Annotated in this window: 24 protein-coding genes; 13 read left to right on the forward strand and 11 right to left on the reverse strand. The window is 66.1% G+C overall.

Annotation, left to right across the window (positions count from 1 at the left end):
* The first annotated feature begins 81 nt into the window (after positions 1 to 81).
* Together ACOI2T_RS05385 and ACOI2T_RS05390 are read left to right on the forward strand one after the other, a co-directional pair.
* The gene (locus ACOI2T_RS05385; protein ID WP_409503774.1) at positions 82 to 681 is read left to right on the forward strand and encodes a TetR/AcrR family transcriptional regulator; all 600 of its coding nucleotides are present in this window, start codon (positions 82 to 84) and stop codon (positions 679 to 681) included.
* Between the two features lie 52 nt (positions 682 to 733).
* On the forward strand, positions 734 to 2,290 hold the full coding sequence (locus ACOI2T_RS05390) for a phytoene desaturase family protein (RefSeq protein ID WP_409503773.1): 1,557 nt from the start codon (positions 734 to 736) through the stop codon (positions 2,288 to 2,290).
* Here the strand turns inward: ACOI2T_RS05390 and ACOI2T_RS05395 are convergent.
* Entirely contained in the window at positions 2,287 to 2,634 is a 348-nt protein-coding gene (locus tag ACOI2T_RS05395) for a UBP-type zinc finger domain-containing protein (RefSeq protein ID WP_409503772.1), read from the reverse strand. The genes ACOI2T_RS05390 and ACOI2T_RS05395 overlap by 4 nt on opposite strands.
* A gap of 32 nt (positions 2,635 to 2,666) precedes the next feature.
* Between ACOI2T_RS05395 and ACOI2T_RS05400 the strand changes: the two genes are divergently transcribed.
* Positions 2,667 to 3,107: an SRPBCC family protein gene (locus ACOI2T_RS05400; RefSeq protein ID WP_067846400.1), complete on the forward strand. Its 441-nt coding sequence runs from the start codon at positions 2,667 to 2,669 to the stop codon at positions 3,105 to 3,107.
* Here the strand turns inward: ACOI2T_RS05400 and ACOI2T_RS05405 are convergent.
* A complete protein-coding gene (locus ACOI2T_RS05405; RefSeq protein WP_409503771.1) occupies positions 3,094 to 4,776 on the reverse strand; it encodes an alpha-keto acid decarboxylase family protein in 1,683 nt (560 codons plus the stop codon). The genes ACOI2T_RS05400 and ACOI2T_RS05405 overlap by 14 nt on opposite strands.
* An 18-nt stretch (positions 4,777 to 4,794) precedes the next feature.
* Here ACOI2T_RS05405 and ACOI2T_RS05410 point away from each other — a divergent pair, with 18 nt between their 5' ends.
* From ACOI2T_RS05410 to ACOI2T_RS05440, 7 genes are all read left to right on the forward strand, one after another.
* A complete protein-coding gene (locus tag ACOI2T_RS05410) occupies positions 4,795 to 5,877 on the forward strand; it encodes a CaiB/BaiF CoA transferase family protein (RefSeq protein WP_067846394.1) in 1,083 nt (360 codons plus the stop codon).
* A gap of 48 nt (positions 5,878 to 5,925) precedes the next feature.
* Entirely contained in the window at positions 5,926 to 6,828 is a 903-nt protein-coding gene (locus ACOI2T_RS05415; RefSeq protein ID WP_409503770.1) for a universal stress protein, read from the forward strand.
* Positions 6,825 to 7,706 carry a universal stress protein gene (locus ACOI2T_RS05420; protein WP_409503769.1) on the forward strand — a complete coding sequence of 294 codons (882 nt, stop codon included), beginning with the start codon at positions 6,825 to 6,827 and terminating at the stop codon, positions 7,704 to 7,706. The genes ACOI2T_RS05415 and ACOI2T_RS05420 overlap by 4 nt, the downstream gene beginning before the upstream one ends.
* 49 nt (positions 7,707 to 7,755) lie before the next feature.
* Positions 7,756 to 8,199: an SRPBCC family protein gene (locus tag ACOI2T_RS05425; RefSeq protein WP_409503768.1), complete on the forward strand. Its 444-nt coding sequence runs from the start codon at positions 7,756 to 7,758 to the stop codon at positions 8,197 to 8,199.
* 39 nt (positions 8,200 to 8,238) lie between these two features.
* Complete coding sequence (locus ACOI2T_RS05430) at positions 8,239 to 9,153, forward strand: LLM class F420-dependent oxidoreductase (protein WP_409503767.1); 915 nt, start codon at positions 8,239 to 8,241, stop codon at positions 9,151 to 9,153.
* Positions 9,154 to 9,225: 72 nt separating this feature from the next.
* A complete protein-coding gene (locus ACOI2T_RS05435) occupies positions 9,226 to 9,927 on the forward strand; it encodes a GntR family transcriptional regulator (protein ID WP_409503766.1) in 702 nt (233 codons plus the stop codon).
* An 82-nt stretch (positions 9,928 to 10,009) separates the two neighbouring features.
* Complete coding sequence (locus ACOI2T_RS05440) at positions 10,010 to 11,563, forward strand: NCS1 family nucleobase:cation symporter-1 (RefSeq protein ID WP_409503765.1); 1,554 nt, start codon at positions 10,010 to 10,012, stop codon at positions 11,561 to 11,563.
* Between the two features lie 40 nt (positions 11,564 to 11,603).
* On the opposite strand, the gene puuE is transcribed toward ACOI2T_RS05440, so the two are convergent.
* Positions 11,604 to 12,506 carry an allantoinase PuuE gene (gene puuE, locus ACOI2T_RS05445; RefSeq protein WP_409503764.1) on the reverse strand — a complete coding sequence of 301 codons (903 nt, stop codon included), beginning with the start codon at positions 12,504 to 12,506 and terminating at the stop codon, positions 11,604 to 11,606.
* Positions 12,507 to 12,674: 168 nt separating this feature from the next.
* Between puuE and ACOI2T_RS05450 the strand changes: the two genes are divergently transcribed.
* Positions 12,675 to 14,099, forward strand: a complete 1,425-nt coding sequence (locus tag ACOI2T_RS05450; RefSeq protein WP_409503763.1) for an NAD(P)/FAD-dependent oxidoreductase — start codon at positions 12,675 to 12,677, stop codon at positions 14,097 to 14,099.
* Between the two features lie 12 nt (positions 14,100 to 14,111).
* On the opposite strand, the gene ACOI2T_RS05455 is transcribed toward ACOI2T_RS05450, so the two are convergent.
* The 7 genes from ACOI2T_RS05455 to ACOI2T_RS05485 are packed head-to-tail and all read right to left on the reverse strand — an operon-like array spanning position 14,112 to position 20,582.
* A complete protein-coding gene (locus ACOI2T_RS05455; protein WP_409503762.1) occupies positions 14,112 to 15,266 on the reverse strand; it encodes a M24 family metallopeptidase in 1,155 nt (384 codons plus the stop codon).
* A gap of 9 nt (positions 15,267 to 15,275) precedes the next feature.
* On the reverse strand, positions 15,276 to 16,394 hold the full coding sequence (locus ACOI2T_RS05460; protein ID WP_409503761.1) for an arginase family protein: 1,119 nt from the start codon (positions 16,392 to 16,394) through the stop codon (positions 15,276 to 15,278).
* A gap of 3 nt (positions 16,395 to 16,397) precedes the next feature.
* On the reverse strand, positions 16,398 to 16,799 hold the full coding sequence (locus tag ACOI2T_RS05465; RefSeq protein WP_409503760.1) for a cupin domain-containing protein: 402 nt from the start codon (positions 16,797 to 16,799) through the stop codon (positions 16,398 to 16,400).
* A gap of 59 nt (positions 16,800 to 16,858) precedes the next feature.
* Positions 16,859 to 17,944, reverse strand: a complete 1,086-nt coding sequence (locus ACOI2T_RS05470) for an ABC transporter ATP-binding protein (protein WP_409503759.1) — start codon at positions 17,942 to 17,944, stop codon at positions 16,859 to 16,861.
* Positions 17,941 to 18,756 carry an ABC transporter permease gene (locus ACOI2T_RS05475; RefSeq protein ID WP_409503758.1) on the reverse strand — a complete coding sequence of 272 codons (816 nt, stop codon included), beginning with the start codon at positions 18,754 to 18,756 and terminating at the stop codon, positions 17,941 to 17,943. The genes ACOI2T_RS05470 and ACOI2T_RS05475 overlap by 4 nt, the downstream gene beginning before the upstream one ends.
* Entirely contained in the window at positions 18,753 to 19,595 is an 843-nt protein-coding gene (locus tag ACOI2T_RS05480; RefSeq protein ID WP_409503757.1) for an ABC transporter permease, read from the reverse strand. Before ACOI2T_RS05480 ends, ACOI2T_RS05475 begins: the two co-directional genes overlap by 4 nt.
* A 39-nt stretch (positions 19,596 to 19,634) precedes the next feature.
* Positions 19,635 to 20,582, reverse strand: coding sequence for an ABC transporter substrate-binding protein (locus tag ACOI2T_RS05485; RefSeq protein ID WP_409503756.1), 948 nt, complete (start codon positions 20,580 to 20,582; stop codon positions 19,635 to 19,637).
* A gap of 194 nt (positions 20,583 to 20,776) precedes the next feature.
* On the opposite strand from ACOI2T_RS05485, the gene ACOI2T_RS05490 reads away from it, so the two are divergent.
* Positions 20,777 to 21,541, forward strand: a complete 765-nt coding sequence (locus ACOI2T_RS05490) for a TetR/AcrR family transcriptional regulator (RefSeq protein ID WP_409503755.1) — start codon at positions 20,777 to 20,779, stop codon at positions 21,539 to 21,541.
* Positions 21,542 to 21,562: 21 nt separating this feature from the next.
* Here the strand turns inward: ACOI2T_RS05490 and ACOI2T_RS05495 are convergent, their stop codons facing one another.
* The gene (locus ACOI2T_RS05495; RefSeq protein ID WP_409503754.1) at positions 21,563 to 22,735 is read right to left on the reverse strand and encodes a pyridoxal phosphate-dependent aminotransferase; all 1,173 of its coding nucleotides are present in this window, start codon (positions 22,733 to 22,735) and stop codon (positions 21,563 to 21,565) included.
* Positions 22,736 to 22,789: 54 nt separating this feature from the next.
* On the opposite strand from ACOI2T_RS05495, the gene ACOI2T_RS05500 reads away from it, so the two are divergent.
* On the forward strand, positions 22,790 to 23,905 hold the full coding sequence (locus tag ACOI2T_RS05500) for an alkene reductase (RefSeq protein ID WP_409503753.1): 1,116 nt from the start codon (positions 22,790 to 22,792) through the stop codon (positions 23,903 to 23,905).
* The last annotated feature ends 178 nt before the right edge of the window (positions 23,906 to 24,083 follow it).

The raw sequence follows: 24,083 nt of genomic DNA on the forward strand, positions 1-24,083 counted from the left end.
GCGTGAGCACACTCGCTGGCCGATGTTTTGTCAATGTTGACATTTCTACGGCGTGATTCGGCGGTGCGGTAATTTACCGGCATGGCCAGGCCGGCGCAGACCGCACGCAGCGAACGCACGCGCGAAGCGTTGCGCCAGGCCGCGCTCGTGCGATTTCTCGCGCAAGGCGTCGAGGACACTTCGGCCGAACAGATCGCCGCCGATGCCGGCGTATCGCTGCGTACGTTCTACCGGCACTTCAACTCCAAGCACGACCTGCTGTTCGCCGACTATGACGCCGGCCTGCACTGGTTCCGCGCGGCATTGGCCGAACGGCCCGCCGGTGAATCCATCCTCGACTCGGTGCAGTCGGCGATTCTGGCTTTTCCCTACGACGTTGACGCCGTCACGAAGATCGCGGCGATGCGCTCGTCTGAACTCGACCCCGGCCGCATCGTGCGGCACATCCGCCAGGTCGAAACGGATTTCGCCGAGGCGGTGGCCGACCACCTGGCCAAACGCGAACCGGCTGCGCCGCAGGGCGACGATCTGCTGCGCGTCGTCGTCACCGCGCGGTGTGTGGCAGCTGCGGTCTTCGGTGCCATGGAGCTGTGGATGGCCGGCGACGAGGAGCGGACGCTGCCGGAGCTCGCGCGGCTGTGCCGGGCCGGGCTGGAATCGCTGCGCTCGGGTCTCGCGTGACCATGTTTTGTCACTATTGACAAAACTTTGGGTCGCATGTCAGCCTCAGCCGATGGCGGATTTCGACGCGATCGTGATCGGTGCCGGCCACAACGGATTGACCGCGGCCGCGCTGTTGCAGCGCGCGGGGCTGCGCACGGTGTGCCTGGAGGGCAAGCGCTATGCCGGCGGCATGGCCTCGACGGTCGAGCTGTTCGAGGGCTACCGGTTCGAGATCGCCGGGTCCCTGCAGTTCCCGACGTCCGCGGTGGTCAGCCGCGCGCTGGGGCTCGACGATCTGCCGACCATCGACCTCGAGGTCATGTCGGTGTCCCTGCGCGGCATCGGTGATGCCCCGGTGGTCTACTTCTCCGACCCGATGAAAATGCTGACGCACCTCGGGGAAGTGCACGGGGCCGACGCGGTCACCGGCATGGCCGGTCTGATGGCGTGGAGCCAGGCCCCCACGCGGGCGCTGGGCCGCTTCGACGCGAATCGGCCGCCGCGCACCCTCGACGAGATGTATGCCTGCGCCACAACAGAATCCGAACGCGCGGCGATCACCGATCTGCTGTTCGGCTCGGTCAGCGATGTGCTCGACCGCTACCTGCCCGACCGCGAGAAGCACGGCGCGCTGCGCGGCATGCTGGCATTCCTCGCCGTCAACACCACCTACCGCGGACCCGAAACACCCGGCAGTGCCGCCGCACTCGCATTCGGGCTCGCCGTGCCCGACGAGAACGCGGTGCTGATGAAGAAACTGGCAGGCGGCGTCGGCGCGCTCACCGACCATCTGTGCCGGCAACTGGCCGACAGCGGCGGTGAGATACGGCTGCGCAGCAGCGTCGAGAGAATCCTCGTCGACACCGGCCGAGTGACCGGAGTGCGGCTGACCGACGGTTCTACGGTCACCGCGCCTGTCGTCGTCTCGGCCATCGCACCTGATCTGACGGTCACCGAACTGATCGACCCCGCGGTGCTGCCCGCTGAGGTCCGGGATCGGTTCGGCCACACCGACCACCGTGGCAGCTATCTGCAGATGCACTTCGCCCTCGACGGCGCGCCGACGTTCGACGCACCCTACGAGTTGCTCAACGATCCCGAGATGCAGGCCGCCATCGGCATTTTCAGCACACCCGAGGAACTGCAGCAGCAGTGGCAGGACTCGAAGCGCGGTATCGTCCCCGCCGATCCCGCCATCGCGTTCCAGATACCGTCCGCCCACGATCCGACCCTGGCGCCCGAGGGCAAGCACGCCGCATCGGCATTCGCGCTGTGGTTCCCGGTCGAAGAGGCCACCGCTGGCTACGGGGACATGAAGGTCGAAATGGGCAGGCGCGTCATCGAGAAGATCACCAGGCTCGCACCGGATTTCGAGCGTCGCATCATCCGCCACACGACGTTCACGCCGAAGCACATGGGCACGATGTTCGGCGCACCCGGCGGCGATTACTGTCACGGGCTCATCCATCCCGAGCAGATGGGCCCCAACCGCCCCGGACCCAAAGGCTATGTGGACCAACGGATACCGATCGACGGGTTGTACCTGGGCAGCGCCGGATGCCACGGTGGCCCCGGCATCACCTTCATCCCCGGCTACAACGCCGCCAAGGCCGTCCTGGCCGGCTAACGACGGCGCAGCTGCGCAGCCCAGTCGGCCGGAACCCGCCCGCGTGGACCGGGCACCGGCTGATCGGCCGGCCGATGCGGTGGCGGGGCGAGCTCGGGCCCGTCGGCGTAGGCGTTGGTGTCGAAGTCCCAGAACCAGTCCTCACCCGGCTCGAAGGACCGGATGATCGGATGCCCGGTGGCCCGCCAGTGGGCCGATGCGTGACGGGCGGGGGAATCATCGCAACAGCCGATGTGTCCACATGCCGCGCAGCGTCGCAAGTGCACCCACCAGCCGCCCACCGCATCGCATTCCGCGCATCCGGTGCCGCTCGGCGGCGCGGTCGGATCGACGGTATCGCTCATGGCGCCGAGCCTAGCCCGATAGGGTTCGCGGCATGGCAACCAGCGATTCCCGAGAAGTTGTGATCGAAGCGACGCCGGAGGAGATTCTCGACGTCATCGCCGATGTCGAGGCGACACCCAGCTGGTCACCGCAGTTCCAGCGTGCCGAGATCCTTGAGACGTTCGACGACGGCCGTCCTCGGCGGGCCAAGATGACGGTCAAGGCCGCCGGGCTGACCGACGAGCAGGTGATCGAGTACACCTGGTCGGAGAACAAGGTCAGCTGGACGTTGGTGAGTGCCGGCCAGCTCAAGGCCCAGGACGCCAGCTACACGTTGACGCCCGACGGTGACAAGACCAAGGTTCGGTTCGACATGTCGATCGACCTGTCGGTGCCGCTGCCGGGGTTCATCCTCAAGCGGACCATGAAGGGCGGTATGGAGACCGCCACGGACGGTCTGCGCAAGCAGGTGCTCAAGGTCAAGAAGGGCTGACCTTTCCGGCGTTCGCCGCCGACGCGGACTGCGCGAGCTCGGTCAGCAACGGCGGGATGTCCATGCGGCCCAGCAGCACCTCGATGAACACCATGCGGTCCTGTGCGTCGGCGCCCGCGGTCAACGCGTCGTCGAGTTCGCCGTAGGTGCTGACCCGGAACGTCAGGGCATCGGAGACCCCCAGTGCGGCAGGTAGTTCGGTCCAGCGCCATCCGCTGATGTCGTTGTATTCGGCTGTGACGCCGTGGATCGCGCGTTCGACCGTATATCCGTCGTTGTTGACCACGACCACGACGGGCGCGAGCCCGGCGCGGCCGAAGGCGCCGAGTTCCTGGACGGTCAGCTGCGCGGCGCCGTCCCCGATCAACAGCACCGTGCGGCGGTCGCGGGCGGCCAGGCCGGCGCCGAGTGCGGCGGGCAGCGTGTAGCCGATCGAACCCCACAGCGGCTGGCCGATGAACGTGACGCCGGACGCCAATCGGTGCCCGGCCATGCCGTAGAACGACGTGCCCTGGTCGGCCAGTACCACGTTGCCCGGCGTCAACGCGTCGGAAAGTTTGTCCCACAACGTTTCCTGCGTCAGCGCGGCGTCGCGCGCCGGAGGTGTGCCGGGCTGGCGGGCGGGGGCCGGCGGCAACGTCTGCGACGTCACACCGCGGCCCTTGAGGATCGAGGTGACGGCATCCAGCGCGGCTCCCATGTCGAGCGGGGCGAACACCTGCCCGGCGACCACGCTCTGGTTGACACCGATGTCGATGGTGCGGGCAGGGTCGATGCGCTGGCTGAAGAAGCCGCTGACCATATCGGTGAACAACACGCCGGCGGTAACCAGCACGGGCGCATCCTCGATCACCTCGCGAACCGAATCCTCGCTGGCCGCACCGGCATAGATCCCGAGGAAGTTCGGCGAGCTCTCGTCGACCAGGCTCTTGCCCCACATCAGCGTCGCGTGCGGGACGGTGTCGGCGCCGAGCAGGGCATTGAGCTCGGCGACGCAGCCCATCCGATGTACCAGGAAGTCCGCGAGCACGGTCAGCCGGTGCTCACCGATGAGCTGGGATGCGGCTTCGGTGAACATCGAAAGCGCCCGCGGGCTGGTGCCACCGGTGTAGCGGGGTAGCGGCGCGGCCGGCGGCTCGGTGGGGAAGCGCGCCACATCGGTTGCGAGCAGCAGATACCCGGGGCGCTTCTGCTCGCGGACTTCCGAGAGGACGCGGTCGATCTCGCGGGTCGCCGTGGCGGGCACCAGATTGGCCTGGGCGCACGTGATTTCGCGGCTCATGCGCAGGAAGTGCTCGAAGTCGCCGTCGCCGAGGGTGTGGTGCACGATGCGCCGTGCCGCCTGAGAGTCCTTGGACGGCGCACCGACGATGTGCACGACCGGAACATGTTCGGCGTAACTGCCCGCGACCGCGTTGGCGGCCGAGAGTTCGCCGACGCCGAACGTCGTGACCAGCGCGGCCATCCCGCGCAGCCTGCCGTAGCCGTCGGCGGCGTAACCGGCGTTGAGTTCGTTGGCGCCGCCGATCCACGTCATTTGCGGGTGGGCCAGGATGTGGTCGAGAAACTCCAGCTGATAGTCGCCGGGAACGCCGAAGATCTCGGTCACGCCGAGTTCGGCGAGGCGGTCCAGTAGATAGTCACCGACTGTGTAGGCGTTTTCCGTCACCCAGCTAGTGTGCCTCGCATGACGAACACCGGACCCCTGGCCGGGGTGAGAGTTATCGAGCTCGGCGGCATCGGCCCCGGGCCGCACGCCGCGATGATGCTGTCCGATCTGGGCGCTGATGTGGTGCGGGTGCGCCGTCCGGGCGGTCTGACCATGCCCGCCGAGAACGTCGATCTGCTGCACCGCGGCAAACGTATCGTCGACCTCGACGTCAAGGCCGAACCCGGCAAGTTGCTCGATCTCGTCGCCAAGGCCGACGTGCTGCTGGATTGCTTCCGCCCCGGTACCTGTGAACGGCTGGGCATCGGGCCGCAGGACTGCGAGGCCGTGAACCCGCGTCTGATCTTCGCGCGCATCACCGGCTGGGGACAGGACGGCCCGCTCGCACAGACCGCGGGCCACGACATCAATTACCTGTCGCAGACGGGTGCGCTGTCCGCGATCGGCTACCGCGACCGGCCGCCCGTCGCGCCGCTGAACCTGGTCGCCGATTTCGGCGGCGGGTCGATGCTCGTGCTGGTCGGCATCGTCTCGGCGCTCTATGAGCGCGAACGTTCCGGAAAAGGGCAGGTGATCGACGCCGCGATGGTCGACGGGGTCAGCATGCTCGCGCAGATGATGTGGACCATGCGGGCCACCGGAACGCTGCGCGATGAGCGGGAGTCGTTCCTGCTCGACGGCGGCGCGCCGTACTACCGCACCTACGAGACGGCCGACGGTAAGTACATGGCCGTCGGCGCGATCGAACCGCAGTTCTTCGCTCAGCTGGTCGCCGGCTTGGGTCTCGGCGCCGACGAGATCCCCGGACAGTTCGAACTGACCCGCTACGACGAGATGCGGGAAATCCTCACCGAGCGATTCAAGTCCAAGACTCGCGACGAATGGACGAAGATCTTCGCCGGCACCGATGCCTGCGTGACACCTGTCCTGACGTGGGGCGAGGCCGCCGAAAACGAACATCTGCGGGCCCGGTCGACGCTCGTCGCGGTCGACGGCGTCGACCAGGCCGCACCCGCGCCGCGTTTCTCCCGCACGCCGCCCGCCGCGCCGGGCACCCCACCGCAATCCACCACCGGCATCGAGGACATCGGCTGGGATTAGGGTCTTTGGACCATTGCCGCGGCAACCGGCGCTGGCCAGGATTGAGGTATGACTTCCTCGGCAGCACCGGTAGTGGTCGGAATCGACGGCAGCGACAGCGCGGTGAACGCCGCGCGCTGGGCGGGGGCGGTCGCCGAGAAACTCGGTGCGCCGCTGCATGTCTTGCATGCGCTGCCGACGATCGGCCGCAATCTGACGCAGACCGCCGGTGCCATGGTCGCGGCGATGATGAGCTATCAGCAGGACTGCGCCGAGATCTTTCTCAAGGCCGCGGTCGAGGCGGTCAGCGCTGAACGCCCCGGCCTGCAGATCACCACGGCATCGGTCAACGAACCGGCCGACGAGGCACTGATCGCGGCGAGCGCACAGGCGCGGCTCGTCGTACTCGGCGGCAAGGCGGTTACGCCTGCCGCGGCGTTGCTGATCGGCTCGACGGCGCTGGCCGTGACCACCCGCGCGGCGTGCCCGGTGGTCGCGTTTCGCGGGGACCGCGTCGCGCCCGGTGACGGGCCGATCGTGGTCGGTGTCGATGACAGCCCGGCCGCCGAGAATGCGCTGACGACGGCGTTCGAACTCGCCGACCGACTGGGAGTCCCGCTCAAGGCTGTGCGTTCCCTGTCGTTTGCCGTACCAGCCGAGACAGGTGTCACGATCCCGTTCGTGATCGACTGGGAGGCTTTGGAAGTCGCCGAACTGACAGCGTTGACCGAAACCGTTGATGCGCAGAACGAACGCCATCCCGATGTCGACGCGAAGTGCTTCGTCGAGCCGGTCTCACCCGGTAAGGCCATCATGCGCCACGCCGACGGAGCCGAACTCGTCGTGGTCGGTACCCGCGGCCGCGACGCGCTGGCCGGCGTGGTGCTCGGGTCCACGAGTCTCAACATGCTGCACCACAGCCCGGTGCCGGTGCTGGTGTGCCGCGCCGGCAGGCAAGGAGATGAGCGATGAAGTCACAATCTGAACGCCGCGGCATCGTCGTCGGGATCGACGGTTCGTCGTCATCCGACGCGGCAGTACGGTGGGCCGCGCAGGACGCGGCGCTGCGACGGGTACCGCTCATCCTCGTCTACGCGCAGGGCACTGCCGCAGCCCCGGTATGGCTGGATGTGCCACTGTCCGAACAGTATTGGCAGGTACAGGAGCAGCACGGCCGGGATGTGCTGGCCGCTGCGCGCCGGGTCGCGCAGGAAGCCACCGCCACGGCCGAACCGCTCCACATCGTCGAGAAGCTCACCCCGGCCCACGCGGTCGCGACGCTGATCGACTGTTCGCGTGAAGCCGATCTCGTGGTGGTGGGGTCGCGCGGCCTCGGAAAGTGGGGCAGGCGCATCCTCGGCTCGGTGAGTTCCACGCTGGTGCTGCACGCCAACGGTCCTGTCGCGGTCATCCACGACGGCGTGTCCGTATCGGAGTCCGCGCCGGTGGTGGTGGGGCTCGACGGATCGCCCGCGTCTGAGCTGGCCACCGAGATCGCATTCGACGAGGCGTCGCGGCGCGGTGTGGAACTCGTTGTGGTGCATACCTGGAACGATCTCGACTACAACTTCCCCGACGTCAGGTGGACCGATCTCAAACCCCGCGAAGAACGGGTGCTTGCCGAGCAGTTGGCGGGCTGGGCCGAGCGGTATCCGGACGTCGCGGTGCAGCGAATCGTCATGCGGGACAATCCGGCACGGCAACTGCTGGAACAGGGGGAGTCCGCACAGCTCATCGTGGTCGGCAGCCGCGGCCGGGGCGGTTTCACCGGGATGCTGCTCGGTTCGGTGAGTTCGGAGGTCCTGCACTCGGCCCGGGTACCGGTGATCGTGGCACGACGATCATCCTGATCGCCCCAAACCGCCGTCCGCGAGCGCCCGCGGCGTTAGATTTGCCGGCATGGCCGTCCAAGCCTCCACGGAAGTGGTCTTCGACGCGCCGCCGGAGGCGATCATGGATGTGCTCGCCGACGTCGACGCGTTACCGGCCTGGTCGTCGTTGCACCGGCATGTCGAGGTGATCGACCGTTATCCCGACGGTCGTCCGCACCATGTCAAGGCCACGATGCGGTTGCTCGGCATCACCGACAAGGAGTTGCTGGAGTACCACTGGGGTGAGCACTGGATGGTGTGGGACGCCGAGGCCAACCTGCAGCAGCGCGGACAGCACGTCGAGTACAACCTCACGCGCGAGGTCGACAGAACCCGGGTGCGGTTCGACATCATCGTCGATTTGGCGATGCCGATACCGGAATTCTTGATCAAGCGGGCCAAGAAGCTTGTGCTCGACGTTGCCACCGAACAATTGCGGCGTCGCGTCATGAGTAAAGCTCAGCGTGAGTAGAACGGAATAGCTCGGCGGCGGTGGACGGTTGGTGCGGGTATGTCCACCGGAATCGTGCTCGCCGTGAACCTGTCCGCGCCCAATGTCGTCGATGACGCGATCGCCCAGGCCCGCAGCGCCTTCGACGCTGGGGTTCGGCAGATCTGGCTGGCGCAGCGGTTCGATGTCGACGCCATCGCGCTGGCCGGTCTGATCGGTGCGGCGGTTCCCGGCATTGGCGTCGGCACGTCGGTGGTGCCGATCAACCCGCGCCATCCGCTGCTGGTGGCGTCCGCGGCCCAGACCGCGCAGGCAGCCGCGCACGGCAACTTCAGCCTCGGGCTCGGCCTGGGATCGCACGCACCGGAACAACAGGGCTTCGGCACCGTGTGGCCGAACCCGGTGGAACGGCTACGCGAACATCTGGAGGTGCTCCGGGCCATCTTCGATGACGGCGAGGTCAATTACCGCGGCCGCGAATTCACCGTCGAACCCGAGTGGCCCGTACGTATCCCGGGCGGAACGCCGGTGCCCATATACGTGGCCGCGATGGGTCCCAAGGCGTTGCGTGTCACCGGTGAACTCGCCGACGGCACGCTGCCGTACCTGGCCGGGCCGCGTACCGTCGGCGAGTTCATCGTGCCGACGATCAACGATGCTGCCGCTGCAGTGGGTCGGCCCGTGCCGCGTGTGACCGCGATGGTGCCCGCGTTGGTTTCCGACGACGTCGACGCTGCACGCGAGCTGGCCGCGCAGCAGCTGGCGTTCTACGAGACCATCCCGTCGTATCAGAAGGTCATCGCCCGCGAAGGGGTGTCCAGTGTCGCCGAACTCGCCGCCGTCGGCTCCGCTGACCAGGTCCGTGCCCAGCTTCGGACCTATCTCGATGCCGGGGCGACCGACGTGGCCCTGAGCCCGCTGCGCACGGAACAGTCCGACTTGCAAGCGCTTTGGCATGTGACGGCCTCACTCTGACGGTCGCTGCGCCACACGTTCGAAACGCCGGTGACGGCCGCCCGCAACATCGGTGGCCTAACCTGGCCGGTCATGCGGCCCCACCGGCGATCGGCTCTGCTCGAACAGCTGATGGCTGATCCGGCTTCGCCGTCCCAACAGGCCGTCCTCGGTGAACTGCGCCGCGCGATTCTCGACGGCGGCGTACCGCCCGGGACACCGATCCCGCTCGCCGAGGTGGCCGAAGTGTTCGGAGTCAGCCAGATCCCGGTCCGCGAGGCACTCAAGACCCTCATCGGCGAGGGCCTGGTCGCCCACCGCCGCAATGCCGGATACAGCGTGGCACTGTTGACGCCTGCGGAGTTGCGCGAGATGTACATCGTGCGTGAGACTTTGGAGTCGGCGTCATTGATGGTTGCGGTGGCCAACGCATCCGACGACGACCGTGCGGCCGCGATCGAGGCGAACCGGTTGCTCGAACAGGCGATCGCCGACGACGACGCGGTGGCCTACCACCGTCAGAGCCGGCAGTTCCACGCCGCCCTGACCCGGCCGTCACGCATGTACCGCCTGCTGCACATGTTGGAGGCGGCCTGGAACGTCACCGAGCCCGTGCAGTCGATGGTGCATGTCGGGCCTGCGGACCGCGCTCACCTGCATGCCGATCACCGCGAGATGCTCGACGCGTTTCTCGCGGAGGATCCCGAACGCCTGGTCGCGGCGTCCGAGGCACACGCGGTGCGGCTCAATGCGGTGATCGCGACCCTACCGACCGACACCGGTCTGCTGGCCTGACGACCCTGAATATATTTCTCGCGAAATAACGGCATAGCGCTGGGGAAATGCCGCGGAAACACTGCGTTTCTAGCGTCAATCCATGACAGAAACCGCAGTTCCCAAGACCGCCGGCGATCTGCCGCCGGGTGCCATGGTCGGGGCCGGAGATCTCATCGAGGCGGCCGGTCATCCGGTCGGCAGCGGCGACATCAAACCCGGCTACGACCCGCGGCTGACCAACGAGGACCTCGCGCCGCTGCGCAAGCAGACGTGGGGTTCCTACAACATATTCGCGTTCTGGATGTCCGACGTGCACAGCGTCGGCGGTTACGTGACGGCGGGCAGCTTGTTCGCCCTCGGGCTGGCCAGCTGGCAGGTGCTGGTCGCGCTGCTCATCGGCATCACGATCGTGTACTTCTTCTGTAAACTGGTCGCGAAACCGAGCCAGGCCGCGGGCGTGCCCTACCCGGTGATCTGCCGGACGGTGTTCGGTGTGCTCGGCGCGAACATCCCGGCGATCATCCGCGGGTTGATCGCGGTCGCCTGGTACGGCATCCAGACTTTCCTGGCGTCGGCGGCGCTCGACATCGTGCTCATCAAACTGTTTCCCGCACTGGCGCCCTACGCGGTGGTCGCCGACTACGGTTTCGCGGGCCTGTCGCTGCTGGGCTGGGGCAGCTTCCTGCTGCTGTGGGTCCTGCAGGCCTGCGTGTTCTGGCGCGGCATGGAGTCGATCCGCAAGTTCATCGACTTCTGCGGGCCCGCCGTCTACGTCGTGATGTTCCTGCTCTGCGGATATCTGATCTACGAGGCAGGCTGGAGCGCAATCGATCTCAACCTCGGCGACGTCACCTACAGCGGGTGGGCCTCGGTGCCGGTCATGCTGGGCGCGATCGCCTTGGTGGTGTCCTACTTCTCCGGTCCGATGCTCAACTTCGGTGACTTCTCGCGTTACGGCAAATCATTCGCGGCCGTGAAGAAAGGCAACTTCCTCGGACTGCCGGTGAACTTCCTGGTGTTCTCGGTGCTCGTGGTGGTGACGGCTTCGCTCACGCTTCCGGTGTTCGGCGAGCTGATCACCGACCCGGTCGAGACGGTGGCTCGGATCGACAGCACATTCGCGATCGTGCTGGGCGCGTTGACGTTCACGATCGCCACGATCGGCATCAACATCGTCGCGAACTTCATCAGCCCGGCATTCGACTTCTCCAATGTCAGCCCGCAGCGCATCAGCTGGCGCGCCGGCGGCATGATCGCGGCCGTGGGGTCGGTGCTGATCACGCCGTGGAACCTCTACAACAACCCGGAGGTCATCCACTACACCCTCGAGACGCTCGGCGCGTTCATCGGACCGCTGTTCGGTGTGCTGATCGCCGACTACTACCTGGTGAGCAAGCAGAAGGTCGTCGTCGACGACCTGTTCACGATGGCGGAGTCCGGAAAGTACTGGTACAGCAAGGGTTACAACCGGATCGCGGTGATCGCGACCGTGGTCGGCGCGGTGCTGGCCGTCATTCCGGTGCTTCTCGGCGGAACTGTCGTGGGCATGCACACCGCGGCTCAGTACAGCTGGTTCATCGGCTGCGGTGTCGCGTTCGGCCTGTACTACGTGTTGGCCAAGCGGGATTCGCTGGTTGCCGTGTCGGTGTCGTGATCCGCACCGGGGTGGTGGACCCGAGACCGATCCGACGGCGCTAGGACGCCGGATGCACCGCGCGCCAGTGCTCGGCGATCTCGATGCGACGGGCCAGCCACACGTTCTCGTGAGCCTGCACGTGGTCGAGAAATCGCTCGAGCCCCGCGGTGCGGGCGGGCCGGCCCGCGAGCCGGCAGTGCAGTCCGACCGAGAGCATCTTGGGGTTGCCCGCCATGCCCTCGGCGTACAGCACGTCGAACGCGTCGCGCAGGTGTGCGAAGAACTCCTCACCGTTGGAAAACCCTGCGGGGGAAGCGAATCGCATGTCGTTGGTGTCCAACGTGTACGGTACGACCAGGTGGTCTTTCTCTGCTACCCGAACCCAGTACGGTAGGTCGTCGGCATAGGAATCGGAGTCGTAGACGAATCCGCCGTGCTCCACGACGAGTTCACGGGTGTTCGGTGAGTCGCGGCCGGTGTACCAGCCCAGCGGGGCCGCACCGGTGAGCTCGGTCAGGATCCGCACCGCCTCGGCCATGTGCTCACGCTCGGTGTCACGGTCGATCAGCTGATACGACTTCCATTGCAGGCCGTGGCACGCGATCTCATGGCCGAGCTCGGCGAAAGCGGCCACCGCCTCTGGATTGCGCTGCATCGCACGGGCCACCGCGAAGATCGTCAACGGGATCTGGCGACGCTCGAAAACCCTTAGCAGCCGCCATAACCCGGCCCGCGACCCGTATTCGTACAGCGACTCCATGCTCATGTGGCGATTGGGAAACGCCTCGGCGGGCGTCATCTCCGACAAGAACGTCTCCGAGGCCGGGTCGCCGTCGAGCACGCAATTCTCGGCGCCCTCCTCGTAATTGAGCACGAACTGCACCGCGATCGCCGCACCGCCTGGCCACTGCGGGTCTGGTGGGGTGCGGCCGTAACCGACCAGATCTCTCGGGTAGCTCACCTGGCTATCGTCACAGATGTGGCCGCGGTTAGCTGATCGGGAGGGAAAAGGCGATGACACAGTGTCACGTCAAGGTGCTGATCCCTTACACAATGCCGGGGCTGTTGTGCTGTTCTGCCTGGCAGGATGACTCCCACCAACCACTTCTTCGCTAGAGGTCGATAAGTCGTGTCCGGCACAGTCTTCGAACGTCAACTTCCATCGCAACACGTTGTGCGCCAAGCCCTCAGCGAATCCGAACTCGGCTGCTTCTGGCTCGCGGACAGCGGCGCAGGCACCCAATTCCCCGCGGTCACCCGAACGGCGCACTACGACCTGGTCATCGTGGGCGGCGGCTACACCGGGCTGTGGAGTGCGCTGCTGGCGGTTGAGCGTGACCCCGGCATCCGAGTTGCGCTCGTGGAAGCCGCCACGATCGGCTGCGCCGCCTCCGGCCGGAATGGCGGGTTCGTCGAGGCCAGCCTGACCCACGGCGAGGCGAACGGCCGCAGCCGGTGGCCAGAAGAATTCGACACGCTGCAGCGGCTCGGTCACGAGAACCTCGACGCCATCGAGAAGGCGGTGCTCGAGCTCGGCCTTGACTGCGATTTCGAACGCAACGGTGTGCTCAACGTTGCGGTTGAGGACTATCAGGCCGCCGAATTACGCTCGCGGCCGGAGCATTCCGACAGCACGTTCCTCGACCAGAGTGCCGTTCGGGAGCAGGTGAATTCGCCGACGTACCTGGCCGGTTTCTACTCGCCGCGCGAGGCCGCGACCGTACACCCGGCCAAGCTGGCCGCCGAACTCGCGCGGGTGTGTGCGCGCAGTGGCGTGGAAATCTTCGAGAACACCCCGGTGACGGGACTGACCGGCGCGCGCGGGCAGGCGCCGATCTGCGTCGCGACCGAGGTCGCGCCACTGTATGCCGACCGAGTCATTCTGGCCACCAATGCCTTTCCATCACTGCTCAAGCGGTATCGGTACCACACCGTGCCGGTGTACGACTACGTGTTGATGACCGAGCCGCTGTCAGACACGCAGCTGGATTCCATCGGATGGCGTGGCCGCCAAGGCATTGCGGACATGGCCAACCAGTTCCACTACTACCGGTTGTCGGCCGACAATCGCATCCTGTGGGGCGGATACGACGCGGTGTATCACTTCGGCCGACGCATCGACCCCCGCCTCGAAGACCGGCCCGAGACCTACACCCGGCTCGCGAGCCATTTCTTCACCACGTTCCCGCAGCTCGAAGGCCTGAAATTCAGCCACCGCTGGGCCGGCGTGATCGACACGTCGACGCAATTCTGCGCATTTTTCGGTGGCGCGAACCGGGGCCGCATCGCGTATGCGGCGGGATTCACCGGTCTGGGCGTCGCGGCGACGCGGTTCGCCGCGAATGTTCTGCTCGACAAAGTCCAGGGACAGCGCACCGAACGAACCGAGCTGTCGATGGTGACGTCCAAGCCATTGCCCTTCCCGCCGGAACCGCTGGCCTGGCTCGGGGTCACGGCGACGCGGTGGGCGCTGGACCGCGCCGATCACCGCGACGGCAAGCGCAATCTGCTGTTGCGTGCGCTCGACGCCGCGGGTCTCGGCTTCGACTCCTGATTCAGCGGACGGTCATACGACGAAGATGTCGTGGTCGAGAGTCGTCATCGAACGCGGCCCGTCGGCCGTGCATTCCACGGTCTCGCCGAGCTTGAGGCCGAAACCCTCTTCGGGCAGATGCAGATTCGGCTCCACGGTGAACGACATTCCCGGCACGAACACATGCTCGTCGCCCTGGACCATGGTCATCGGTTCCAGCCAGCCCGGTGGGTAGGCGACGCCGAGGCTGTAACCGATGCGATGGCACCGGTTGGCGTGTAAACCGGCAGGCTCCAATACCTCTCGTGCCGCGTCCTCGGGCTCGTGTACCGCGACACCGGGCGCGGTACGGGCGACTGCGGCCAGATGTGCTTGCTTCTGCAGCTCGGCGACCTCTTGCACCCTGGGGTTCGGTGTGCCGATGACCGCGGTGCGCATCAGCACCGCATGGTAGCGATTGACCACACCGGCCAACTCGATGCACACGACATCGCCGCGGCCGAGGACACGACGCCCTGCCATACAGTGCACCAGCGCACTGCGCTCACCGGATACGACCATCGGCGGTATGGCCGCATGTTCGCCACCGGCCTCGCCGAGGGCACGTGCGGCGATCCCCGCGAGCTCAAGCTCAGAGACTCCGGGGCGGACCTCGGCAAGAACCTGACGCATGGCGTGGTCGGCGATCGCGGCGGCCTGGCGCTGGTATGCGAGTTCCGCTTCCGTTTTGACGAGCCGGGCCTCGGGCACGATGTAGCTGCAGTCACTGAACTTCGCGTCGGGAAACGCCTCGACGATTCGGAGATAGGTCGAAGGCAGCATTGTGAATGCGTCGGTTTCGAGACCTAGCCTGGTATTACCGAATCCCGCTTCGGCGACCGCGTCGATCAACGCGTCAACCGGATCGGTGACCGAGATGTCATAGAAGCGACGTTCGGTGAGCCACGAGCAGGCGTCGACGCCGGGCTGCTCAGTGGTGCGCGTGACGAACACGGGCTGGCCGCCTTCATCTGCGGGCACGACGAGTCCCTGCGGCCACAGGTAGCCGACCGAGTCGACTCCGGTCAGCCAGTGCACTGCATCGGGCATCGTGATCACCATGGCGTCGAGGCCGGCGGCGCGCATACGCGCCTGCACGTCGGTCAGCCGTGCGCGGTAGGTGGTCAGTGGAAAGGCGAGTTGTGGCATGGCAATTCCTCAGTTTGCGGGATGATCGGAGAGCGCGAACCAGACGTCGCGGTGCTGCTCGACGACGGCTGCCAGGGCAGCATCGACTCCAAGCGTCTGGTCGGGCACGTAAGCCAGCGGGTCGGGCGTCGGATCGGCGCCGAGCAGGCCTTCGAGTGTGGCGAGTAGGCAGTACGGCGCGTACGAGGGGTTGTAACCACCTTCCTGGACGACCACAAGCCGACCGTCGCACACCTCGTCGGCAAGGGCCGCCAGGCGTTGACCGATTCCGCGGAAACCGGTCATCGAAACATTGTGTCGGCCATTGGGATCGAACGCACTCGCATCCTGGCCACTGGCCGCGACGATCAGCCCCGGCTGGTACGTACGCGCGATCGGCGCAATCACCTCGTCGAACGCGCGCAAATATGCGGTGTCGCCGGCGCCCAGCGGCAACGGCACATTGACGTTGTAGCCGGCGCCCTCGCCGGTGCCGACCTCGTCGGCGCCGCCGGTCTGCGGGTGGCTGGGTCCCCAGGCGCCATGGTTCATATGGATGCTTGTGGTCAGCACATCCCGGCGGGCGTAGAAGATGTCCTGGGTTCCGTTGCCATGGTGCACATCCCAGTCGACCGTCAGCACGCGGGGCACCCCTGACCGCAAGGCCAGTTCGGCGGCGAGCGCGGCATGGTTGAAGAAGCAGTAACCGTCGGCCTGCGCGCGCTGCGCATGGTGGCCGGGCGGGCGGATCAGCGCGTACGCCATCCGACTCCGCCCGTCGAGCACCGCCGCGGCGGCTTCCAATGCAGTACCTGCCGCGGCTCGCAGCGGGTCATAGGAGCCGGCGCCCGCACGGGTCGTCGCGGTGGCCCAGCCACCGGTTTCGGCCAATGTGCGTACTCGGTCGATGTACTCGGTCGGATGGACAGTTGCGAGCTCCGCCTCCGTGGCCAACCGCCCAGGATGCCAAGTCAATTGACCAGCAAGTGGGCCGCGGGACACCACGTCGTGCATGGCCCGTACGCGGGCCGGTCCCTCGGTGTGCGGCTGGGGAGCGGTGATCCAGGGGCTGGCGGCCCCTTCATGCAGTGCGACACCGGTGTCGTGATCCAGTACGCGTTCATCCCAGAAGATAGCGATGCGGTCCATCCGTCACTCCTGCGCGGGAGTCATGTTGTAGACGAAGAACGCCGGCTGGTCGCTCACATTGGCCAGGTGGTAGGTCCAGCCCGGGGCCAGGTAAACCGTGTCACCCGGTTTGAGGTCGACCACGTCTTCATCCCAGGTGAATCGCAGCGTGCCCGCGATGATGTAGTACGTCTCGTCGACCGGGCCGTACCAATGGTCGCCAGGCTCGGTGTCGTTCTCGGCGGCGCTCGACCAGCGGTTGGTTTCCTCGCCCGGATCCATCCAGCACACGCCCTGGGTGAGATTGCTGCCGTGTTCGGCGCGGGTGATGATCCGGCTTATGCGTACTTTCGTGGGCGCCTCCGCGGCGGGAATCGGCGTCACATCGCTCAGTGGGATGACGACGGGCCGTTGGCGTTCGGTCACACTTCTCCTTCGGGGTGAGGCCGGCGATGTCGCGGCGGCTTGTGGATGTTGCAAGCGGGTCAGGCGGGGAACAGGCACGCATCATCGGCGGCCCAGCTCAATGTGATCGAGTCACCGGGGCGGTACGTCGTTCCACTTGCCGGTATCCGTGCCACGAATTCGCCATCCGGCGTGTTCGCGACGAGCCTGCGGTCGGTACCGAGATAGACGACTTCAGCCACCGAAGCGCTGAAAGACGCTGCCCGGGAATCACTCTCGGAATCGACGACGATGCGTTCCGGCCGGATCACCAAGCGGGCCAACCCGTCAACGCCTGCCGGTACCCGCAGCCGGCTGCCGCCGCTGGTGGTCAGCACACCGCCGGAGCACGATCCGGTGAGCACGTTGGATTCACCGAGAAAGGTGGCCACGTAGAAGCTGGCCGGTGATTCGTAGAGTTCTTCGGGGGTGCCGACCTGTTCGATGCGACCGTTGTTCATCACCGCAATGCGATCCGACATCGTCAGTGCTTCCTGCTGATCGTGTGTGACGAAAACGATGGTGACACCGAGATCTCGATGAATGCGCCGGACTTCGAGCTGCATACGTTCGCGCAGCGCGCGGTCCAGTGCCCCGAAAGGTTCGTCCATGAGCAGCAGGCTGGGGGAGAAGACCAGGGCGCGGGCGAGTGCGACGCGCTGCTGCTGGCCGCCACTCAGTTCACCAGGACGCGCGTCGGCCTTGTGGCCGAGTTCGACGACGTCGAGTGCTTCGAGGGCGCGGCGTCGGCGGTCGGCGCGTGCCACACCTCTTTGCTTGAGCGGAAACTCGACATTGACGCGCACATTCATGTGCGGGAACAGCGAGTAGTGCTGGAACACCATGCCGATGTTGCGACGGTGCGGCGGAGTGCGGGTGATGTCCTCGTCCGCGATCGTCACGCGGCCCGATGTCGGGGTGGTGAACCCGGCGATCATCGACAACAAGGTGGTCTTGCCGGAACCACTGGCACCCAGCAGTGTGAGGAGTTCTCCGCCGCGGATGTCGAGGTCGACACCGTTCACCGCCGCCGTGTCGCCGTAGTGCTTCTCCAGCCGGTCGAGGCGCACCGGCCGGCCGTGCTGATGCAAGCCGGTGGGCTCGCTTGTCAAAGTCGGTGTCGTCATGGCTTTTCCTTCGAAGCGGCGGCCGCGCGGGTGCGGAGCACGGTCACGAGCCGGGGTAGCAGAATGATGGCGGTCGAGAACAAGAGCACCAGCGTCGATGCCACTGCGATCGCGGGGTCGGTCTCCACGGTCACCGAGCTGTACATCTGGACGGGCAGCGTGCGCACCGTGGGGGATTGCAGGAAGTACGACACCACAACCTCATCGAGGCTCGTGACGAACGCGAACACGAACCCGGTGGCGATCGCCGGGGCCAGCAGCGGCAACTGGACTTGCCAGAATCGCCCCCACGGTCCGGCGCCGAGCACAGAAGCCGCCCGCTCCAGGGTCGGATCCAGGCCCTGTAACGCGGTGTTGACGGGGATCACGACGAAGGGAATCGCCAAAACCGTGTGGGCCACAATCAAACCCAGGTACGTTCCGCTCATTCCCCAACCCAGGTAGCTGCCGAAGATCGCGACCGCGGCGACGATGCCGGGTATGACGATCGGCAGCATGAGCAATCCCTGGGTCGCCGGACCCACGCTCAACCGCGCGCGGTTGAGTGCGACGGCCGCCAGGGTGCCCACGACTGTCGCCAGCAGTGCCGTCGCCACGCCGATGGTCAAGCTGGTCCCCAGCGCGCCGAGCCAGCGCTGATCGCTGAAAAACCGTTCATACCAACGCAGGGACCAACCTTCGTTGGGAAACATGAAACTGCGCCGGTCGGTGAAGGACAGCGGGATGACGACGAGCGTGGGCGCGACGAGCAGAAGTCCGACGAGCGTGGCGAACAGTGCCAGCGGCAGGCGGACGCGGGTGCGTCGATTCATCGGCGAACCCCGCTCTGACCGGCAAGGCTGCGCAGCGGTTTGACCGCCAACAGCCCGACGAACAGGCACGCGGCGGTCGCGAGCAGCAAGATCAACGAGAGCCCTCCTGCACCCGCGAAATCGACCAAGCGCTCGACCCGGACACCGATGACCTGCGCGATGAGGGACTCCTGCGGGCTACCCAACAGTTGCGGGGTGATGTAGAAGCCCAAGGCCAGAATGAACACCAGCCCGCTGCCTGCGAACAGGCCCGGCGCCGACAGCGGAAGGTAGACCTGCAAGAAGGCGCGATACCGATTGGCGCCGAGACTTTGTGCCGCGATGAGTAAACCGCGGTCGATCTGACTCAAGCTGGTGACGAGGGTGAGAACCATGTACGGCAACAGAATCTGGACCATGCCGATCATGACGCCGGCGCTGGTCCCGAGCAGGACGACGTCGGGCATGCCGAAGAAGCCGAGCAGCGCCGCGACCGGTCCGTCGCGCTGCAACAGCGAGATCCAGGCGAAGGTGCGGGCCATGAGGCTGGTCCAGAACGGCACCAACACCACGACCATCAGCAGGGACCGCGCGGTCGGACCGACCAGCGTCATCAGGTAGGCGTACGGATAACCGAACAGGACGCACACGATCACCGCGATGACGCCGGCGAGCATCGTGCGGCCGAGCACCCGCAGTGTGGTCGGGTCAGCGAGCAGGCTGCGGTAGGTCTCAAGGCCGAGCTGCGGTTCGGTGAACGAGCGCAACAGGATTGCCGCGATCGGCACGATGAAGAAGACCGCAACCAGAAGTACCGCCGGGGCGAGCAACAGCAGCGCCCACCGTCCTTTGACGGGCATGATCCTCCACAGACGACTAGTAGGTGGCGAGCACGCGGACTACGAAGTCGACCAGGCGGTCCAGGCCTTGTTCGCCTCGTCGTTGTGGTCGGCCCAGTACTGGACATCAGTGATGACGGCCTCGTGCTGGATCTCCGGCGATGCGACGTTGTACTTCTGCTGCAGCTCATCCAGTTCGGGCTTGGCATCACTGTTGGCCGGTGAATATGGCTGTAGCTCCGCGAATTTGGCTTGCGGCTCGGCCGTGGCCGCATACTCGATCAGTGACTGTGCGGCTTCGAGATTCTTGGTGCCTTTGACGATGCTCAGGCTCGCCCAGGCCAGTAGGTTGTTCTGCCAGACGGGTTCGAGTTTGGCGCCGTTCTTTTCGGCTTCGTAAGCCCGCCCCGACCAGACGAACGCCATGTCGACCGTGCCGTCCTCGAGCGCCTGCTGACTCTCGGAGCTGGTGTTCCAGAATCTCAGCGAGTCGCGGATGGTGTCGAGTTTCGCGAACGCCCGCTCGATGTCGAGCGGGTACAGCTGTTGTGGCGCAACACCGTCGGCGAGCAGGGCGAGTTCGAGTGCACCACCGCCGGCCCAGTTGGGGACCATGCGTACGCCTGGGAACTTCTGCAGGTCAAAGAAGTCGGCGTAACTGGCGGGCCCTTGCGGGTACTTCTCGCTGTCATAGACCATCACGGTCGAGTACTGCGCGAAGGGAATCGAGCACTCCGAGACGGTCCCTTTGGGGAACTTCGTCACGTCGATACCGGTGAGATCCAGTTTCTCCACGTACTTTCCGCAGTTGGCCACCGGGTAGAAGGGTTCGGTGTCGACGACGTCCCAGGTGACCTGGTTGGCGTCGACCATCTGGGCGATCTTGGGATATGAGGTGGGTGAATCGTTGGTGACCGTCGCACCGGATTCACCGGCCCACGGATCGAGCAGTGCCTCGTTCTGGGCGTCTTGGTAAGCGCTGCCGTAGCTCGCGAAGGTGAGCTGCATGCCGCTACCCGTTGACCCGGAACAGCTGCTGAGGCTCAGAACCGCGATGGCTCCGAGCACAACCGACAGTGACCTTGACCGCATCGACCCGTCCTCCGACTCGCCTGGCAATATCGGGGACAATAATACGATATTATTGTGATGTCGAGCGCGTTTGTGATCTGTTGTTAACTGACACACAGGAGGGGGGTCCGATGAGCGTGCGGGACCAGAGTTCGATCGTGATGAGCGGAGACGCGGATTCTGACGCGTCGGACGCGACGCCAGATCTCGTCACGTTGCGGCGTTCGCAGATCCTGTGCTCAGCCGTGAGGGTGGTGGCACGTGACGGCGCCGACAAGGCTCGCCTCAAGGACATCGCGACCGAAGCCGGTGTCAGTCTCGGGTTGGTACAGCACTACTTTCGTAACCGCCAGGAACTCATGGAGCAGACGTTTCAGGTGATGATGAGCGTCAGTCTCGACGCCTGGCACCGGCTGACGGCTACCGAGCCCGACCCGCTCGTCCAGCTGTTCGCCGGCCTACGACTGCACGTCACCGGCACGGTCACGTTCACCGATCGGTGGGGGTTCTGGATGGAACTGTGGGCCTCGGCCCGTCGCGACCAAGCCATCGCAGAGATCGCGCATCAGGTCTATGCCCGCTGGACCGAACCATTCCGCACAGCCATCGCGGCGCTCGACCAGGCCGGGCTGGTTCAGGCCAACGGTGCGCACGAACACATCGCGCTCGTACTCATGGCGCTCACCGACGGTCTCGCGGTCCGATCGCTCGTCGACCCCACTGCGGTGACCGCCGAAGACATGTACGAACGCATGACCGATACGGCGGGAACCCTATTGGGTATCTCGGCAGAAGACGCCGCCGCCGCCTCGGATCGCGCCCGCTCGGTCGTCAGCGCGGGCACCTTCACCGAATCGTTGACGCCAGAACTGATCGCGCGCGTCTTGAGTAGTTGAGTACTGTCAGGCCGTCTCGCGTCAGCGCCGTCTCAGCACTTCAAGACGCCGGATCGCCTCGTCGATGGTCTCGTCACGCTTGCAAAACGTGAAGCGCACCAAGTGATTCCACACATCGGCGTGCGGTGCGTCGGGGTCGCAGAACGCCGACATCGGGATCGCGGCCACCCCGGCCTTGTGGGGGAGTTCGGCACAGAACGCGGCGCTGTCGGAATAGCCGAGCGGTCGGGGGTCGGCACATAGGAAGTACGTGCCGTGGCTGTCGTGCACTTCGAAACCCAAGTCGGTCAATGCCGAGCCGAGCCGGTCACGTCTCGTCTGGAAGGTGTCCCGCAGGTCTGCCACCCAGCCGTCCTCGTTGTTGAGCGCATGCGCCACGGCGGGCTGGAACGGTGCCCCGCCCACGTACGTCAGGTATTGCTTGGCCGCGCGCACCCCGGCGATCAATTCGGGTGCCCCGCACGCCCACCCGATCTTCCAGCCGGTGACGTTGAACATCTTGGCCGCGCTGGAAATCGTGACGGTGCGCGCCGCCATGCCCGGATAGCCGGCCAGCGGCATGTGCCGATAGCCGTCGAAGACCAGTTGCTCGTACACCTCGTCGGTGATTACCAGCAGGTCGTGTTCGACGGCCACCGCGGCAATCGCGCTCAACTCCGCGTCGGAGGCCACCGCCCCGGTCGGATTGTGCGGGGTGTTGAGGATCAGTGCCCGGGTTTTCGGCGTGACCGCGCGACGGAGGCCATCGAGGTCGATGACGAATCCGCGGCCCTCCGGTACCAACGGGACCGCGCGGCGAACGCAACCGGCCATCGCGATCACGGGGGAGTACGAGTCGTAGAACGGCTCGATCACGACGACTTCGGAACCCGGTTCAACCAGCCCGATGAGCGAGGCCGCGATCGCCTCCGTGGCGCCGACCGTCACCAGCACCTCGGTTTCGGGGTCGTAGTCGATGCCGTAGTGACGTTTGCGCTGCGCGGCGATCGCCTGGCGCAATTCGGCGATGCCCAGCCCGGGCGGGTACTGGTTGGCGCCCTCGGCGATTGCGTTCTGCGCCACCTTCAGCATCGCGGCCGGCCCGTCCTCATCGGGAAAGCCCTGGCCCAGATTCACCGCGCCCAAGCGCGTGGCCAGTGCCGACATCTCCGCGAACACTGTGACGGCGTAGGGCTGCAGCCTTGTGACGGTCATGTTTCTAGAGGCTAGTGCGGGAATGAACGGGGCACCTGTGGCGCTTAGTGCGGCGTGACCGACAAGATTTTCCGCCTCGACGCCGACGCCGCACTGCTGCAGCCTATCCAGGTGGGCGACACCGCCGCGACCAACCGGCTGTTCATGGCACCGCTGACCCGCTCGCGCGCCGACGCCGACGGCACCCCGTCGCCGCTGGCCGCCGAGTATTACTCCCAGCGAGCCTCCGCGGGAATCATCATCAGCGAGGCAACCGCCATCGCCGAGACCGCCAACGGTGCCTACATGAACACCCCTGGCATCTACACCGACCGGCATCAGGCCGGATGGGCCGAGATCGCCGATGCCGTCCATACCGCGGGCGGCAAGATGTTCGTACAGCTGTGGCACGTCGGCCGGCTGGCGCATCCCGAGATCAGCGGGGCCGAATCCGTCGCGCCCTCGGCGATCGCCGCCGACATGCTCAGCCACACGCCCACCGGAAAGAAGCCGCTGGAGACGCCGCGGGCGCTGCGCACCGACGAGTTGCCCGGCATCGTCGATCAGTTCCGTGCGGCCGCGCGCCGGGCGATCGACGCGGGCATGGACGGTGTCGAGATCCACGCGGCCAACGGCTACCTGCTGCACCAGTTCCAGTCGGATGTGATCAACCAGCGCACCGACGCCTACGGCGGCTCGCCGGAGAACCGGGCACGGTTGACCGCCGAGGTCGTCGAGGCGATCGTCGCCGAAATCGGTGCCGGACGGGTCGGAGTCCGCATCTCGCCCGGCAACCACGCCGGCGACATGCACGAGAACGACACCGTGAGCGTCTACGAGGCACTCCTGAACCGCATCGCGCCGCTCAACATCGCCTACCTGCACCTGCTGATCGATCCCAGCGCGCACACGTTCGGCGTGATCCGGGCACTGTGGCCGGGCACGTTCGTGCTGAACACCGGCCGAAACACCGGTACCGACTTCAGCCAGCTCGAGAGCTACGCCGAGTGGGGTGCGATCAGCGCGGCCGCGGTGGGCCGGACCTACCTGGCCAACCCCGACCTGATCGACCGGCTGATCCTCGGCGCCGAACTCAACGAGCCCGACGTGGCGACGTTCTACGCGCCCGGGCCGGTCGGCTACATCGATTACCCGACGCTGGCCGAGGTGGCCGAGCCCAAGTCCGCCTGAGCGGTTCGGCGTGCGTCCGGGCAGTGCCCATCTGCCCGCCTACGAGCGACAATGTCGCGGAAACCGCCTCACCATGCTCAGAAGTAGCAGTGGTCCCTTTCGTTGCCTTCACATCCGACGCATTAGGCCGCTGCTGCCACTTTTGCCCCAGTGTGCTCTGCCCGCGCTGCGAGCGACA

Source organism: Mycolicibacterium wolinskyi str. Jessa 2025, assembly GCF_049241375.1.
Classification (GTDB): domain Bacteria; phylum Actinomycetota; class Actinomycetes; order Mycobacteriales; family Mycobacteriaceae; genus Mycobacterium; species Mycobacterium wolinskyi.